This is a genomic window from Paenibacillus sp. SC116, from assembly GCF_024733555.1.
Lineage (GTDB): Bacteria > Bacillota > Bacilli > Paenibacillales > Paenibacillaceae > Paenibacillus_B.
This window is the reverse complement of record NZ_JANIOF010000001.1, coordinates 591388-607435: the sequence shown is the minus strand read 5'-3', so window position 1 is coordinate 607435 and position 16048 is coordinate 591388. Positions and strand designations below refer to the sequence as shown.

14 protein-coding genes are annotated in these 16048 nt (G+C 43.6%); 6 read left to right on the top strand and 8 right to left on the bottom strand.

Annotated elements, in window-relative coordinates; translation table 11 throughout:
* Window positions 1–80 precede the first annotated feature (80 nt).
* From rocF to NQ117_RS02335, 3 genes are all read left to right on the top strand, one after another.
* On the top strand, window positions 81–1022 hold the full coding sequence (rocF, locus tag NQ117_RS02345; protein ID WP_258276412.1) for an arginase: 942 nt from the start codon (window positions 81–83) through the stop codon (window positions 1020–1022).
* A gap of 24 nt (window positions 1023–1046) precedes the next feature.
* Window positions 1047–2234: an ornithine--oxo-acid transaminase gene (locus NQ117_RS02340; protein WP_258278140.1), complete on the top strand. Its 1188-nt coding sequence runs from the start codon at window positions 1047–1049 to the stop codon at window positions 2232–2234.
* Window positions 2235–2454: 220 nt separating this feature from the next.
* Window positions 2455–3414, top strand: coding sequence for an arsenic resistance protein (locus NQ117_RS02335; RefSeq protein ID WP_258276411.1), 960 nt, complete (start codon window positions 2455–2457; stop codon window positions 3412–3414).
* Window positions 3415–3497: 83 nt separating this feature from the next.
* Here NQ117_RS02335 and NQ117_RS02330 read toward each other — a convergent pair whose 3' ends face one another.
* Window positions 3498–3740 carry a response regulator transcription factor gene (locus NQ117_RS02330; RefSeq protein WP_258276410.1) on the bottom strand — a complete coding sequence of 81 codons (243 nt, stop codon included), beginning with the start codon at window positions 3738–3740 and terminating at the stop codon, window positions 3498–3500.
* 82 nt (window positions 3741–3822) lie between these two features.
* On the opposite strand from NQ117_RS02330, the gene NQ117_RS02325 reads away from it, so the two are divergent.
* The 3 genes from NQ117_RS02325 (at window position 3823) to NQ117_RS02315 (ending at window position 5906) form a co-directional block, all read left to right on the top strand.
* Window positions 3823–3984 carry a hypothetical protein gene (locus tag NQ117_RS02325; protein ID WP_258276409.1) on the top strand — a complete coding sequence of 54 codons (162 nt, stop codon included), beginning with the start codon at window positions 3823–3825 and terminating at the stop codon, window positions 3982–3984.
* 422 nt (window positions 3985–4406) lie between these two features.
* On the top strand, window positions 4407–5372 hold the full coding sequence (locus NQ117_RS02320; protein ID WP_258276408.1) for an NAD(P)H-dependent flavin oxidoreductase: 966 nt from the start codon (window positions 4407–4409) through the stop codon (window positions 5370–5372).
* Window positions 5373–5417: 45 nt separating this feature from the next.
* Window positions 5418–5906: a DinB family protein gene (locus tag NQ117_RS02315; protein WP_258276407.1), complete on the top strand. Its 489-nt coding sequence runs from the start codon at window positions 5418–5420 to the stop codon at window positions 5904–5906.
* A 165-nt stretch (window positions 5907–6071) separates the two neighbouring features.
* Here NQ117_RS02315 and cydC read toward each other — a convergent pair whose 3' ends face one another.
* The 7 genes from cydC to nadD all read right to left on the bottom strand — a co-directional run bounded on the left by cydC (window position 6072) and on the right by nadD (window position 16048).
* Complete coding sequence (cydC, locus tag NQ117_RS02310) at window positions 6072–7799, bottom strand: thiol reductant ABC exporter subunit CydC (RefSeq protein WP_258276406.1); 1728 nt, start codon at window positions 7797–7799, stop codon at window positions 6072–6074.
* The gene (cydD, locus tag NQ117_RS02305) at window positions 7796–9610 is read right to left on the bottom strand and encodes a thiol reductant ABC exporter subunit CydD (RefSeq protein ID WP_258276405.1); all 1815 of its coding nucleotides are present in this window, start codon (window positions 9608–9610) and stop codon (window positions 7796–7798) included. Before cydD ends, cydC begins: the two co-directional genes overlap by 4 nt.
* A gap of 67 nt (window positions 9611–9677) precedes the next feature.
* Window positions 9678–10691, bottom strand: a complete 1014-nt coding sequence (locus NQ117_RS02300) for a cytochrome d ubiquinol oxidase subunit II (protein WP_258276404.1) — start codon at window positions 10689–10691, stop codon at window positions 9678–9680.
* Entirely contained in the window at window positions 10688–12055 is a 1368-nt protein-coding gene (locus NQ117_RS02295; RefSeq protein ID WP_258276403.1) for a cytochrome ubiquinol oxidase subunit I, read from the bottom strand. The genes NQ117_RS02300 and NQ117_RS02295 overlap by 4 nt, the downstream gene beginning before the upstream one ends.
* A gap of 656 nt (window positions 12056–12711) precedes the next feature.
* Window positions 12712–14319 carry a polysaccharide lyase 6 family protein gene (locus NQ117_RS02290; protein ID WP_258276402.1) on the bottom strand — a complete coding sequence of 536 codons (1608 nt, stop codon included), beginning with the start codon at window positions 14317–14319 and terminating at the stop codon, window positions 12712–12714.
* 277 nt (window positions 14320–14596) lie between these two features.
* The gene (gene nadE, locus NQ117_RS02285) at window positions 14597–15415 is read right to left on the bottom strand and encodes an ammonia-dependent NAD(+) synthetase (protein WP_258276401.1); all 819 of its coding nucleotides are present in this window, start codon (window positions 15413–15415) and stop codon (window positions 14597–14599) included.
* 18 nt (window positions 15416–15433) lie between these two features.
* Window positions 15434–16048: a nicotinate (nicotinamide) nucleotide adenylyltransferase gene (gene nadD, locus NQ117_RS02280; RefSeq protein WP_258276400.1), complete on the bottom strand. Its 615-nt coding sequence runs from the start codon at window positions 16046–16048 to the stop codon at window positions 15434–15436.

The following is a 16048-nucleotide window of genomic DNA, read 5'->3' as shown; positions in this document are numbered from 1 at the left end:
TATTTGTCTTTGCAATAGCTGATTATCTCCACCGTTCTTGTTTGTTTCATATTCACGAACACAGGGAAAGGGGCACTCACATGACAAACAAAGCTGTATCTTTATTAAGTGTGCCGTTCGGATTAGGCGGAGCTCGACAAGGAGCAGAGCTTGGCCCAAAGGCTTTGATCGAAGCTGGAATTGTACGCCACCTAACGAATCTGAACATTCAAGTTATTAATGAAGGGGAAGTCGTCCTTCCTCCCATCGCAGCAGCCTCTGAACTATCCGCAACGGATACGAGTACCGAACATTTTGTAAGCGCATCCACCAATCTTAAATACCTAGATGAAATCATCATGTTGAATACAGCTACCGCTGAAAGAGTAAGTAATATCGTTCAACAAGGGCAATTTCCCCTCATCCTTGGCGGTGATCATAGTATCTCCATAGGAACAATTGCAGGAATGAGGCGACACTATCGCAATTTAGGCGTGATTTGGTTTGATGCCCACGGTGATTTGAATACAGAAGCTACAAGTCCAACAGGAAATATTCACGGTATGTCGCTCGCTGTCAATCTCGGTCAAGGCCATCCTCTGCTCACCCAGATTAAACAAATTGCTTACCCGATTGATCCGAGCAAGGTTGTTATTATCGGCGCCAGATCGCTTGATCAAGGAGAGCGCGAATACATTCGCTCCTTCGGTGTCACCTGTTTCACGATGCATGATATCGACCGCAAGGGCATGATGCGTGTTATGGAAGAAGCACTTGCTATCGTCGGCAACGGCACAGACGGCGTACATCTCAGCTTTGACATTGATAGTCTCGATCCGTATGAAGCACCAGGTACAGGAACACCTGTGCAGGGCGGCGTGAACTACCGTGAAGCTCATCTTGCCTTGGAAATCATGCATGAATCAGGACTTATAACCTCCGCAGAATTTGTTGAAGTCAACCCAACGTTAGATCATGATAAGCGAACCGTGCGTCTTGCTAATGGGCTCATCTGCTCACTGCTCGGCCAAACCATTTTATAATTCCTAACAAGGAGCGGATTGATGATGAATAAATCTAAGCAAATTATCGATCAGACCGAACAGTACGGAGCCCGCAACTATAATCCTTTGCCTATCGTGATCTCACGAGCCGAAGGAGTCTGGGTCGTCGATCCTGAGGGCAAACGCTATATGGATATGCTGAGCGCTTATTCTGCCTTGAATCATGGGCATCGCCATCCGACCATCATTCAAGCACTTAAGGATCAAGCCGACAAAGTCACGCTAACTTCGAGAGCCTTCTATAACGATCAGCTTGGCCATTTATATGAACATTTGTCCAACCTTACAGGTAAAAAATTAATTCTTCCTATGAACACAGGAGCAGAAGCCGTGGAAACTGCAATTAAGGCGGCGCGAAGATGGGCGTACGATAAGAAAAATGTTCCTGAGAATGAAGCGACGATTATCGTATGCGAAGGGAATTTTCATGGACGTACGGTCACGATAACGTCTTTTTCATCCGAGGATGCCTATAAACGCGGCTTTGGACCTTTCACTCCAGGCTTCGTCACGATTCCATACGGTGATATTGAGGCATTAGAGAAAGTGATAACCGTAAACACCGCCGCATTTTTAGTGGAACCGATACAAGGTGAAGCCGGAATTATTATGCCAGAGCACGGATTCTTGCAAGCAGCTCGGGAGCTATGCAGCAAGCATAATGTCTTGTTCATCGCCGACGAAATTCAGACAGGACTTGGTCGTACAGGGAAAATGTTCGCTTGTGACTGGGAAGATGTCGTTCCGGATATGTATATTCTAGGTAAAGCATTGGGAGGAGGCGTAATCCCTGTCTCTGCCGTAGCGGCAGATGCGGATGTACTAGGCATTTTTAATCCAGGTTCACACGGTTCTACATTCGGTGGAAATCCACTCGGATGTGCGGTAGCTGTAGCGGCCCTTCAAGTACTGAAAGATGAACAACTCGTCAATCGCTCTCTTTCACTAGGTGATTATTTTATTACTGCACTACGAGGTATTCAATCCCCGCTTATAAAGGAAATCCGTGGTAGAGGGCTGTTCATCGGCGTTGAACTGACAGAAGCCGCTAGACCCTATTGCGAACAACTACAACGCTTAGGCGTGCTTGCAAAGGAAACGCATGATAACACTATCCGCTTCGCACCTCCGCTTGTTATTACACAAGACGAATTGGATTGGGCCTTGGAACGTATCAAACAAGTACTATAGTTTAGCATTTTAGACGATTGCTATAAAAAATAAAGCTGTCTCTCTCATAACAGGTTGACTCTCGTCATTCCTTATCATGGGCAAGACAGCTTTTATTGTTTTATCCTATCTCCATTTTGCGTTCTGTAGCAAAGAATCCATTTGGGGATTATTTTTTTATATAAATTATTTTTGTGATAGTATTGAACGGTATAAATTTCATTCTTATAAGGAGCTTTTTATGATTACAAGAGAACAACTTGAAGAAAATCAAGTGTCGATATATTTCATTGTACTTATATTCGCCGCTTTGTTTGGTTTTGTATGGCCCAATGTTGGAGAGAAGTTAGAGCTATCCATTTCGTTAGTGATTGCCCTTTTAATGTATAGTATGTTTTCACAGATTCCATTTATATCGTTAAAAGATGCATTTAAAAATTCTAGATTTATCGGTGCGTTATTAACTACTAATTTTATTATAGTTCCGATTGTAGTATGGGGCTTATCCAAGTTCTTACCTGATAACCCCTCTCTATTGATAGGTGTTTATTTAGTATTATTAACACCATGCATCGATTATGTAATTGTGTTTACTTCTTTAGGAAAGGGAAACGAAAAGCTTATTTTAGTTTCTACGCCCCTACTCTTTTTAACTCAAATGCTGCTATTACCCGTATATTTATGGATATTCATCGGAAGTGAAATGGCGATGATTGTTGAACCAAGACCTTTTATTGAAGCATTCCTTGGATTGATTGTAGTTCCTCTTGTTATAGCTATACTTTTACAGATCAATTCCCAGAGATCTTTAATAGGTAAAAAGACATTACATGTTTCAGCTTGGCTTCCAGTACCATTGATGGCTATTACTCTTTTTGTGGTTGTTTCCTCTCAAATAGGTAAGCTTCCTGATTTTAAAGATCAGATAGTAAAAGTTATTCCTATTTACATTGCTTTTATGGTCATTATGCCGATTATCGCTAAATATATAGGGAAATTATTTAGATTAGATGTTTCTTCAGGAAGGACCCTTATTTTCAGTAGTGCTACTCGAAATTCTTTAGTCGTACTTCCTCTCGGGCTAGCTTTACCTGAGATTAGTACGCTAGTTGCAGCCGTAATTGTTACTCAAACGATTGTTGAACTAATATGTGAGCTCATTTATATACGCGTTGTACCCAATGTCCTATTAAGGGATTAGACCATTCATCATAAAAACAAGTGTCCATTGGACGCTTGTTTTTTTGGCCGCGAGCGTCATCAGAAGCTTGAATTCCGTCGGAGTCAGCTGCACCTCTTGTCTTTCTTTCCATACACGGTATTCGGCTTAAGCTCTTGAACGATACGAACGGCATCTTTACCTTTCCGTACTGTCCATACTTCATATCCTTCATCTTCTAGAAATGGCTTCACGAAATCAAGCATCTTCTGCTCGTCAGCGATCAAATCGTACGCATTGGTGCAGTCGGTACGCTGCTCGTCGGTTTTGTGTACGGTATTTTTAGGAATTGGGGATTTTTCAAACATCGGTGGATCACGGTCAAATGGATTGTATTTTATTCAGACGTTCATTGGCATTTTCGTTGTTGACAAACTGATGGTGGCAAATATGAACATGCTGGATGTACAGCAGGCTGAGGCATTGACTAATCCGATGTTCTTGCAGAATCATATGTACAGGCAGTATGCAGTAATGGTTCAAATCATATTGACCTTCTTGATTTTTGCTATCTCAGTCTTCAAGCCGTGGAAGAAAAAGAAAACCTCCTGATAGAGATACTTATAAAACTCCCGCAACTTTTTGCGAATCTTGTTTGTTAAAAAAGAGCAGGCCTTGATAGCCTGCTCAATCATTTATATTCAAGTGGTGGACATCCGCTTGCCTAGTAAGATATTGCAAATCAAATTATTAATTAATATACTAATTTGTATATGAAAATCATCAACTTATCTCATAAAATCGTCCTCTGCACCGTCTCCATTAGTAAACCTAAGCAGAAAGCAATAAACCCACACCCAATAAATAACAATGTCTTCTTAATTAAACAACAACAACGGCTGCTAAGTTAATTTGTGACACAACGAATTGATGGCGCTTACATTTTCATATCTATAATACACAAGCCTCTGAGCAGCTTCTCATGCCACTAACTTTGTTTGCAAAAAATATGAACTACGAGAGGATGAGTTCAATTGTCTAATCAGTTACCCCAAGAAATAGCTCAGCAACTCAGCTTACCTGTTATCGTCGCGCCTATGTTCCTTATCTCTAGCCCGAAAATGGTTATCGAAAGTTGCAAAGCAGGTCTTATCGGGTCATTCCCACTTTTAAACGCACGCACAGCCGATGAACTTAACGACTGGATGCAGCAAATAACGGACGCCCTCTTCGCCGCAAAGAGCCAAGAGGCCGAACAAAGAATCGCTCCGTGGGCAGTCAATCTTATCGTTCACCACACGAACAAGCGCTTAGAAGCTGACCTAGCCCTAATTAAGAAGCATAAGCCACCGATCGTTATTACGTCGCTTGGTGACCCACAGCCCATTGTCGATGTCGTACATCAATACGGTGGGATCGTCTTTGCTGATGTCAGTACACTTAAACATGCGGCTAAAGCTGCGCAGCGCGGCGTAGACGGACTCGTCCTCGTATGCAGTGGCGCTGGTGGCCACGCGGGTACAATCAACCCGCTCGCTTTTATCGCTGAAGTCAAAAAAACATGGAAAGGCATCACTATTCTCGCTGGCAGCATCTCGAATGGGCAGGATATTTTGGCTGCTAAAGTGCTCGGCGCCGATCTGGCCTACATGGGCACACGCTTTATCGCGACAACGGAGAGCTTTGCACATGACGATTACCAGAGGATGCTTATCGAGTCCACGCTCGATGATCTAATTTACACCGATGCCATTAGTGGTGTAAAGGGAAACTATCTTATTCCGAGCATTCGTAATGCTGGACTTGATCCTGCTCAACTGAATAAGAAAGATAACGTCGACTTCTCCCAACTTAACGCGACAGACGCCAAAGCGTGGAAAAATATTTGGTCAGCTGGGCAAGGCTTAGGCACTATCCAACATGTCGCTCCTGTCGCACAAGTTGCTGTAGAATTAAAGCAGCAATATAAGCAAGCGTTAGATGTCTTGCAGGAGAAATAGTAAATTTGCTTGTAATTAAAAATGTTCTTAATTGGTGGGATAGTTATGGAAAAACAGGAGTATGAATGGGTAAAACAAACAAGACAGATTTTATTAGACCAGTGTAAACAATTAAATGAAAATGAACTTACGACAGAGTTTGAGCTAGGATTCCCAAGTATAAGAGATTCTTTGGTTCATGTGGCTGGTTGTTATCATGCTTGGCTCGGTTCTTTTGTGCTGTCAGAAACAACATCACCGCTATTAACAAAAGAAGTAATCCATGCAATGAAGATGGAAGATATTCAACGTTATTTTCAACAAGCAGACATCTTTGTAGATAAGGTATTTAATAAGTATACCAATCAATTTGATGAGATTATCGAAAAAGAGCCTTCTTGGAAAATAGGCATTGGAGCTATAAGAAAAACTCCGCATCAATTGCTAGTTCATTCTATTACGCATGAATTTCATCATAAAGGACAAATCTCAACGATGCTGCGTTTACTTGGTCATATGCCTAAAAATACAGACATATTAGGATTATCTGTATAGTCGCTGTATATTAAAATCGTTAATAATAATAAAAAATTGGACAAGAACCGTTCTTGTCCAATTTCTTATATGCCATGATAACATTGTGATTATTTTAGAGTCTACCTATTAGGTGGGCACTCTTCTCAACAATCACACAGGTAAGCCATTTATCATCTCATTTTTTTACACTCCATCTTCTCCGATCATTTGCTGTTCGATTTTCTTCATCTCGTAAAAGTAGCCTTTTTGCTCCATCAACTCCGAATAGGAACCTCTTTCGACTACCTTGCCTTGGTCCATGACCAAAATTTGATCCATCTCTTCTAATCCGGTAAGCCGATGACAAATCAGGAGAAGCGTATCATTAGCCGCCTGCGCGTAGAGATGCTTCAACACGTGCTGCTCTGTCACATAATCCAGCGAGGAAGTAGGTTCGTCCAACAGCCATAATCGTCCTTTGCGGAGCATCGCCCGTGCCAGAGCCAGCCGCTGCTTCTCGCCATCTGACAGGTTCTCCCCTTTTTCATACACCATATCAGTCAACGATTTACTCGACAGCTGCACTTTATCCAGTACTTCCAGCAATTGTTCGTCAGCATGTTCTTCTTCATTCAGCAGCAGGTTGTCCTGAATCGTTCCCCGGAAGAAATGACTTTGCTGCAGCACTACATTAGCCGATTTCCAAATGCTCGTTTCATCCAGTTCCTTCACTGAAACGTTGTTCAATCGTATATCGCCGACTGTTGGTGTACGCAGCTTGAGCAGCAATTCGATAATCGTTGATTTCCCTGACCCGCTTGGCCCGACAATCGCCGTTTTGGAGCCAGGTAAAATAGGCAGGGACATATCCCTGAGCGCCGGTCTCCACTCCCCTTCATATTGAAACGTAACACCGAATAGCTCTATCGAAACAGCATGATCAACAGACAACGCACCGCTTGGCTGCGAAGACTGCACATCGAAGGTTTGTACCGTTTCCGTTAGTCGTTTGGCTGCGTGTTCGCTATCTTGCTTATACGCAGGTAATATGGCCATTGCTGCTGCTTCTTCGAATACAGTTAGTGAGGCCATGACCAGCATGGCAAGAAATACGCCTGCAAGCGCTCCGTCCATAATTAAATAGGCGCCAAGTGCCAGCACACCCCAGGAAATGAAAAATGTAACGAAAGCGTGCATCGATTGCCCGCGCAGCAAGTGTCCAGCAGCTCGCTTCTGCTCGGCTGCCAACAGAGCGGAAGCCTGCTGAAGCTGTTGCTCTCGTTGTGCCAATTGCCCATATACTTTTAAATCCCGGAAACCATACAATACTTCGGTTACTTCCGTGGAAAGCAATGCCCGTTGCTGTCGAACACGTCCATGTATTTTCCGCTGACCTAATAAAACAATTCCCGGCACAACCAATGCCGTTGCCAGCATTCCTACTACAAACAAGCATGCAATCCAGAACGAAAAGGCAGAAGTAAACAGAATCGTAGCGCAAAATACCATGACGACAATAATCGGTGGATAAGCGACTCGTAAAAAATAATGCTGCAAACTCTCTACATCCCCAACGATCCGCGCAAGCAAATCACCGCTTCGATGTTTATTAAAAATACCCGGCGTTATAGGAATAAGCTTGGCAAAAAAGGATGTACGCAAACGGCTAAGCATGGAGAACGTTGCTCGATGAGAATATAAGCGTTCTCCATATCGACTCGCCGCCCGTAGCAGACCAAGCAGTTTAACCAGCGATGTGAGTACAATTAATGTGTAAAGTGGTGGCGCAAATACCGTTTGCGAGATCGTGTACCCGCTTGCGGAAAAGAGTATCACACCAGCTATGCCGGCGATAAATCCGCCCAAAATCGAAAGGATAATATCCTTGCGCTCCTGTATCATAGCTTTTGACAGAACAGCTAGCTCATTCATGCTAACCCCCCTTTTCGTTGGACATCAACCATCTCAGCGTACTGAGGCAAGCGCTCTAGAAGTTCGTCATGTCGTCCTGAATCCACTAACACTCCATTGTCCATAAATAAAATGTTATCGGCCTGTTGAATCGTATATAATCGGTGAGCTACCGTAATCATCGTAGCCGTTTTTGCCAGTTTAGCAATGGAACGTTGCAGTACCCGCTCAGTGTGCAAATCCAGTCCCACTGTAGGTTCATCAAACAAGATGATGGCAGGTCGTTTCAAGAAAGCGCGCGCCAAGGCAAGCCTTTGCTTTTCCCCACCAGACAGTCCCCTGCCTCCTTCACCAACTAAGGTATCCAAGCCCTGCTCCAATTGAGCAACAAGTTCAGCAAGTCCGGCATCTTCGGCTGCCTGCTCAATTTGAGCCCGTGAGACATTACGACCAGCACCAATCGAAATATTTTCAGCAAATGTGCCTGAGAAAATATAGGGATGCTGTGTAATGTAGCTAACATGTTTGAACCATGCTGCCTCATCGTATTGCGAAAGTGGGATTCCATTCACTTGAACCGTTCCCGATTCAGGTTTCAGCAAACCGGCAATGAGATGCAGCAAAGTTGTTTTACCGGAACCGCTTTTTCCAACAATGGCAATGTGTTCTCTCGGTCCAAGGGAGATCGGTCCTGCCTCAAGCTCAAATGAATCTGGTGCATATTTAAACCGGACATTGTCCAGTTCAATGGATGGTGGCAGTGGCAGCAGATCCGTATGAATTGTCTGGAACTTATCTAGCTGCGCCATCCCATTAATGCCATCGGAGGATGTGTCTACTTCTTCCTGGTTATTCAGGCTGCTGCTCTCCCCTCCTGTTTCAGCAAGCATTTGCTCCACCTTGCGAATGGCCCCCATACTTGTTCGACCACTATGAAAAGCCGTTCCCATATTCTTTAACTGGCTGTAAAACTCAGGAACGAGCAGCAAAACGAGAAAAGCGGTGTGGAACGTCATTGATTTGAAGACGAGCAGTTGGATCGCCAGTTCTAGAGCAACAATACCGATGCTTAACATCACGATCGATTCCAGCATGAAGGTATTCGTAAAAGCAATCTTTAAAATACCCATCGTGGCATCACGGTAACTCAAGCTGCTGCGCTCAATCTCCTTCTGCTGACGGTGAGCCCGTCCAAATATTTTCAACGTTACCAGCCCTTGAAGGGAATCTAGAAACGTGCCTGAAAACTGGGCCAATTCCTCATATTTCTCTTCTGATTTGTTCTTTGTTTTTAGACCTACCAAAATCATGAATATCGGAATAAACGGAGCTGTAAACAGCATAATGAATCCTGTGTTGGCATGTTGGGTAAATGTAACGACCAAAATCAGAATCGGGATTATAGCAGCTTCCATCATACGCGGCATGTACAGACTGAAGTAACTGTCAGCTTCATCCACAGCATCCAGCGCAATACTGACCTTCCCTCCTGTCTGTCCACGAAGGGTTGAAGGCATGGATGCATGGGTTAAACTTTGTAAAACAGCTGCTCGCATATTCGTCTTGGCAGTGGCAGCCATCTGCAAGCCAACCTTACCGTTTCCATACGACAGCAATGTGCGTGCTGCCATAACGGCTAGTAGTATACTGAGCAGCACGATAATCGATGAAAAAGAAGCACTCTCCACAAAAATACGCTGAACTGCTTCAGCGAGCAGTGCGGCCTGACTAACAATGGCCGCACCAAGCGCGAGCGAAATGACCGTGAGGAGGGCCATACTTTTCCTTTGTGAAGACATTTGCTGAGCAATCAGGCTGGATTTCTTCTTCACAGATCTCTCCTCCTTTGTAATAAGCCTGTAGAGAAACCTCTAACAGGCCGTAATAGACGAATCAACTTTATTTTTTTCCTTTTACATAATCCGCATCAAACAAGAAAAGTTTGAAGACCAGAAGCAGGGATGGAATTAACATGCACAGGCCACCGATGAACACGACAACTAGCGCGATACCCATCGCAGGTGAAGTTGCACTGCTCTGAACCGTGATGTACGGATCAAGAATGTATGGATATTGCCCAATCCCGTATGCGAAAAAGGCAGAGAAAAATTGCAGCATGACACATATAAAGGCTAATCCGTAACGGCGTCCGTTATAAAGCAGCCACATCGCAATCATGAAGAACGCAACCGAAAGCGCGAGCAACCACCATAAGTCCATCATATTTTGAAAATGCCGCTCGTTGTGCTGACCCAAATAAATAAATGCAGTCAATGCGACAATAATCGTCGGTGTGCTCCAAAACAGAGCATAGCCCCGAATCAGTTTCAACGCAGCATGATCTTCTGCCCGAGAAGCGTAAAATGCCAGAAATGAGCTGCTAATGAACAAAACGGATACGATCGCCAGTCCAACGATGCTCCACGACAATGGATTGGTAAACAGCGCCCAGTAATCCAGAGAAACCGTCTCACCCTGCTTCACGATAAAGCCGCCTTCTGACAATGTTAACGCAACTGACAACGAAGCCGGAATAAGCAAACCTGTTGCTCCGTATAAAAAGAGAAACACAATGTTTTTCTTGGAACCATAATTTTCAAAAGCATAGAACGAACCGCGAATCGCAAGAAGGATAACGGCAATGCTTCCCGGAACAATCAGTGCGTTTCCATAGTAATAGGCCGTATCCGGAAAAAATCCAACGATGCCAATATAGAAAAAGACAAAAAATACATTCGTAATCTCCCAAACGGGTGATAAATATCGGGAAATGAGACGATTAATCAGGTGATCCTGTTTCGTCCAGCGTGCATAGAAGGCGAAGAAACCCGCCCCGAAATCAATGGAGGCTACAATAAGATAGCCATATAAGAACAGCCAGAGCACCGAGATGCCAATTAGCTCGTAACTCATTGTGTAGACTCACCCTTTTCAATAGATTGATTGCGCTTCTCCTTCATCCATTTCTCCATTTCAACTTCTGGCGGATTATTGTTGAACAAGCGTCTTAGTACAACAACACACATGGTGCCGAGTACGATGTAAAGAAGCAAGAAGACGAAAAATAAAATTCTAATGCTCGGTGATGTAGTCGCAGCTTCCTCTACACGCATATATCCTCGGATAATCCACGGTTGGCGCCCGATCTCTGCATAAAACCAGCCCAGTTCAATACCCAAGAAAGCGAGTGGTGCGCTCAGTGCGATGATACGAAGCATCCACTTGTTAAGTTCATTGCGCTTTTTCCAGAACACAAACAGGAAATACAGCAGCGCAATAACGAACAGTGCAAATCCGACTCCGGCCATCAAATCAAATAGGTAATGAACGAGCAATGGCGGCCATTCATCCTGAGGGAATTCCTCCAACCCGATTACCTCTGCATTAAAATCGCCAAAGGCCAAGAAGCTGAGCAGTTTGGGCAAATGCAGCGCCCCTATTATTTCATGCTGTGCATTAAGCCATCCCATCAAAATTAAATCTGCGCCTTTTTCAGTCTCAAAATGCCACTCTGCTGCGGCAAGCTTCTCAGGCTGATGCTCTGCCAAAAACTTAGCGGACACATCTCCTGCTAACGTGTTGAGCAAGCCGAACAGCAAAACAAGCACCATCATAAGATTCAAAGCTTTTTTGTGATAGGCGGATACACCTTTTCTCAGCATCGTAAAGGCTGCAATTCCAGCTAATAGAGCAGCTCCTGTCAAATAGGCTGAGCTTAGTACATGGAACACCTTAGAGAATGTCGCTGTATTCATCATCGCCTGCACTGGGTCAACCGCTGTGAATTGACCTGCTTCCATGACAAAGCCTCCAGGCTGGTTCATAAATCCGTTCACCGTCGTAATAAATACAGCAGACATACATGCCCCGAGCACAATCGGGATTGTCAGCAGCCAATGGATATATGGATTTTTGAACCGATCCCACGTATACATATAAATACCGAGGAAGATAGCTTCAAAGAAGAATGCGAATACTTCCAAGAATAACGGGAGTGCGATGACATTCCCGGCCATTTTCATAAAATTCGGCCACACTAGAGCCAATTGTAGTGAAATCGCTGTACCGGTCACGACACCAACCGCCACAGATATGATAAATCCTCGTGCCCATCTCTTCGCCATTAGTGTGTAATGGGGGTCCTTCTTGCGAATCCCTATGAACTCTGCAATAGCGATCATTAATGGTACACCGACGCCAAGTGTCGCAAAAATAACGTGAAACGCCAACGTCATTCCTGTCACCAACTTGCTCCACATCACCGTATCAATTGCCATTCTATACTGCCACCTTTCATATTTCTGTTCCATTCTCTTATAAATGGATAATTAGTTTTAGGTCTGTAAGCCGTAGGGCTTCATTCCATATCTGGTTTGGTCAGGCTCAACAACATCATTACATGTTCGGTTTTTATTTCATAAGACCTTCCTCGAACTTTGTATGTAATATGGGATTTTTTTCACAAAATAAGGCGTAATGATGTCTTGCCACATGTTTAATAAGTCTTACCCCCATCGTTACTGGTTGAAGCGAGATCTGACGAGCCTGTATGAACCTAGTACGGAATGCAGTCAAAGTACTAGACAAGACCTAATAGCTAAAATTAGTATATCGTTGTATCCAAGCAATTCAATCAGTGACACATCTTTGACCCTAAATGTTCAAGAAAGCGACACCTCTTTCCGACAACTCTGTGAAAAACATCACATCACGCAATGGATCTATTGATTCATTTGTTCATACGTGGTGCTGTGAGTCTCCTCTCAATTCGAATGTTGTTAGTTGCCTCTTTTAAATGGCCCGTTCAGTATTCTTTCGCTATTTGTCGAAAGAAAAACCGTTCCTCTAGTTGGGGAACGGTTCGTTATTTTGTAACTGCGACATAATCATTGTTTTTTATAAAAGTAAAAGTAAGTCCATTACTATATCCCGTTTATTCCGGTGCATTTGGACCCACATCAGATGCTTTAAGCGGTTTACGGCTGCTAGCCACACTCGAAAATTCATCAGCTCCTACATCGGTTTTCGAGCGTAGTTGACCATCCATATCATCTACCACTTCCACTGGGTTTGCAAGATGGATGTCACTAACTGCTTTATTTATAGCTGGGCTGCTGGCAGAAAGTTTATGCAAGCCGTCAGAAATCGTGAGAGCTGGATTTACGGCAACTATTTCAGAAGGGCCACGTGACGCATTGTTCAATGTGCTTCCAAAGCCGATGTTACCCTTAAAGACGGTGTCGGTGCTGCTGTCTTCATGATATAAGATGCCCGTCTGGTTAGCGACGATATTGTTGGCTATCCAGCTGCCAGTCGGAGCGTATATTTTTTTCGTGTTCGTTGAACCGACCGTAATGCCGACTGTACTGTTAACGATGGTGTTATTTACGACAGTGGCACGATACACTCTCCATTGTTTCTTTAAATCAGCTTCTGTATGATTCGGTGCCTTACCGTCTGTACCTCCGTCATAATCGCCACTATCCAAAAATATAGCCTGACTTGTTATACCTTGAAAATAATTGTTATAAATTTTATGGTCGTTTCCATACACCCGAATCCCCCGCAGCTCCTCATTTACCCCATTCCCAAAAAAGAAGTTGCCATAGAACTTGTTATTGTGACCATGTCTGGATGTCACGCCGCCACGATTATTTATGAACGTATTATACCTAACCTCATTATCGCCTGACTTTACCGACACGACTTCCAGATCTCCGTCACAGTTCTCGAATAGATTGGATTGGACTATATTATGACCCTTGGATAAGGAAATCTTCGATGTTCCTAGACGAATCGTTTCATTGCCGTTTGCTTTAGAAAGCGCAACGTTGCGGAAATGATTGTATTCAATCACGTCATGCTGAGAAATTTGTTTAATAGGTTTAGTTCCAGATTCATTGATATATCCACTAAAAGCAATTACTGGTGAAGGATCGCTTTTCCCATTAAAATCGTTGCGATCAATCTTGTTGTGCCCACTGTCCTTACCTTTGATCTCCAGCCAGATCAGTTTATTTCCCGTTGCAGGAACAGCAAACGTATTGCGTGTCAGTCGAATATGGTTCGAGCCGTCAAGCTGAACGGCTGCACTGCGGGCGGCAGTTCCAGTATTCGTAATTTTTAGACCCTCCACGACAATATGCGAGGAACGGTCAATGTGTAACACTTCAGCACCCGCAATAACCGCTCGCCCACGGTTGGCGGCTTTAATCGTAATCGGATTTGTATTCGTACCATGCTTACCGCTGATTTGCAGCGCTTTGCTTCCTGTGTATGTACCATCTGCCAACACAATGGTTGTCCCAGCAGTTGCTTGGGCAATTTCTCTCTCTAATTGTACAGATGTTGACACTTTTACTACCCTCGATACCGATACTATCCCCGATTCAGCCGCAGCGTCATAAACGACGTCTGTTACTCCGGGGGACCCACCCGCTAACTGATTTTCCGCTGCGGAATAACTTGTTACGGGAAGCAAGGTTATTGACAACAAGGTAATAAGTAATATTCGTCTAACTTTGCTAGGTTTTCTCAACACGATCACCTCTGTATATAATTGTAATCCTATCTTCTATTTATAACCTATTTTTGGTATAAAGTATATTGGAATTGGTAAAAAATTAAAAAGTCACCGAAGAAACGGTCCAACTTTTTTCTTCAAAAGCGCTATTTAATGATGGCGGATAGCAAAAAAACAGTTCGGGACTTGTTGTCCTAAACTGTCTTCTTAAAATTCCATAAACTTTCTAGTTCATTAATTCGACCATCGCTCTTTATCGTCATTAAGCCGCTTTCAAAGCGAAGTGTCAGCTTCATTACTTCCACCATTGATCGAATGGTGTTACGGGCAATTCCCGTTTGTGTTGTGTATTAGCGTAGCGGTTTTCGATATTTATCTTCGCTTCGGGAGCAACTTCGTTGCCGACTAGATACGCATCTAGTACAGTATATTCCACCCCAAGCTCGGTTTCATCAGCTTGCTGCGGCTTGTTATCGAGTAGATCTGCTGTTGGCGTTTTCAGATATAAACGTTCTTCTGCATGAAGCTCTTTTAAAAGATCACGCCCTTGACTTTTTGTAAGTCCAGCCAAGGGGAGAATATCAGCACCACCATCACCAAACTTTGTGTAGAAACCCGTGATTGCTTCTGCTGCATGATCGGTTCCAACTACAAGACACTGATGTTCACCTGCCACAGAATACTGTGCAATCATACGCATTCTTGCCTTCACATTCCCTTTGTGATAATCCGAAAGGACTTTTCCGTCAGCACTCTCATAAGATACTGCCAGAGCATCTACAGAACCCTCAATATTGAACACTAGCGTGTGGTCAGGCTTAATGAACTGTAGTGCAAGTTGAGCATCGTCCTCATCTTTTTGTGTCCCGTAAGGCAGTCGGATCGCAATAAACGTTGCGTCGTAGCCTTCTGCACGAAGCTCTTCAACTGCCAATTGTGATACTCGCCCTGCGAGTGTTGAATCCTGCCCTCCGCTAATTCCCAAGACAAATCCTTTCGCTCCCGTTTTCCGGCAATAATCCTTAAGGAAATTCACCCTATTACGAAGTTCTTCCGAAGGTACAATCGTGCGTTTTACATGTAGTGCATGGATGATTTCTGTTTGCTTATTCATAATTCGCTTCCCCTTTTATTATTTGTATAGGTGATTGACTCGAATGTAGTCGTAAACCTTATCAGGAATCAAGTAGCGTGGCTCTCCGCCCATTTTGAATTCCTCTCTAATATAACTAGAGCTAATCTCCATTGCGAGCCCTTTATCGATCAAATGAAACGTATGACCATCGTCAGCATTCCGAAGAGTTGGAGATTTGCTAATGGCAGACAGCATATTGATGCCGTCTCTTGCCATAACAATGAACTTATTTTCACGAATTAGTTCTTTTGCTCGTTTCCATTTCCCTTCACCGATATCTACTAGAAGATCAGCGCCCATGATAAAATACACTTCGTCATTCGTATATATCTCGCGAAAATGCTTCATTGTTTTGTATGTTGCGATTTCCCAAGCAAGTTGATTCATTTCAAAATCGTCGACTTCAAATTTATTGTTGTCCTCTATCGCAATCCGAACCATGTTTATACGATGTTCATCTGAAACATGCATTTGCTTATCTTGTCTCTGACTGGAACAAGGCAGGAAAATCACCTTGTCCAGCTTACATCGATGTGCTATTGTACTTGCTGTCCATAGATGGACATTCGTGATAGGGTCAAAGGATGAACCATAAATACCGATTCTCGCCAT

Coding starts and splice junctions, on each gene's coding strand:
- NQ117_RS02295 (WP_258276403.1), bottom strand. CDS start 12,055: ATGGCAATTGATACGGTGATGTGGAGCAAGTTGGTGACAGGAATGACG.
- NQ117_RS02330 (WP_258276410.1), bottom strand. CDS start 3,740: ATGTTTGAAAAATCCCCAATTCCTAAAAATACCGTACACAAAACCGAC.
- NQ117_RS02315 (WP_258276407.1), top strand. CDS start 5,418: ATGGAAAAACAGGAGTATGAATGGGTAAAACAAACAAGACAGATTTTA.
- NQ117_RS02340 (WP_258278140.1), top strand. CDS start 1,047: ATGAATAAATCTAAGCAAATTATCGATCAGACCGAACAGTACGGAGCC.
- nadE (WP_258276401.1), bottom strand. CDS start 15,415: ATGAATAAGCAAACAGAAATCATCCATGCACTACATGTAAAACGCACG.
- NQ117_RS02335 (WP_258276411.1), top strand. CDS start 2,455: ATGATTACAAGAGAACAACTTGAAGAAAATCAAGTGTCGATATATTTC.
- NQ117_RS02300 (WP_258276404.1), bottom strand. CDS start 10,691: ATGAGTTACGAGCTAATTGGCATCTCGGTGCTCTGGCTGTTCTTATAT.
- rocF (WP_258276412.1), top strand. CDS start 81: ATGACAAACAAAGCTGTATCTTTATTAAGTGTGCCGTTCGGATTAGGC.
- NQ117_RS02325 (WP_258276409.1), top strand. CDS start 3,823: ATGAACATGCTGGATGTACAGCAGGCTGAGGCATTGACTAATCCGATG.
- cydC (WP_258276406.1), bottom strand. CDS start 7,799: ATGAATGAGCTAGCTGTTCTGTCAAAAGCTATGATACAGGAGCGCAAG.
- nadD (WP_258276400.1), bottom strand. CDS start 16,048: ATGGCGAGAATCGGTATTTATGGTTCATCCTTTGACCCTATCACGAAT.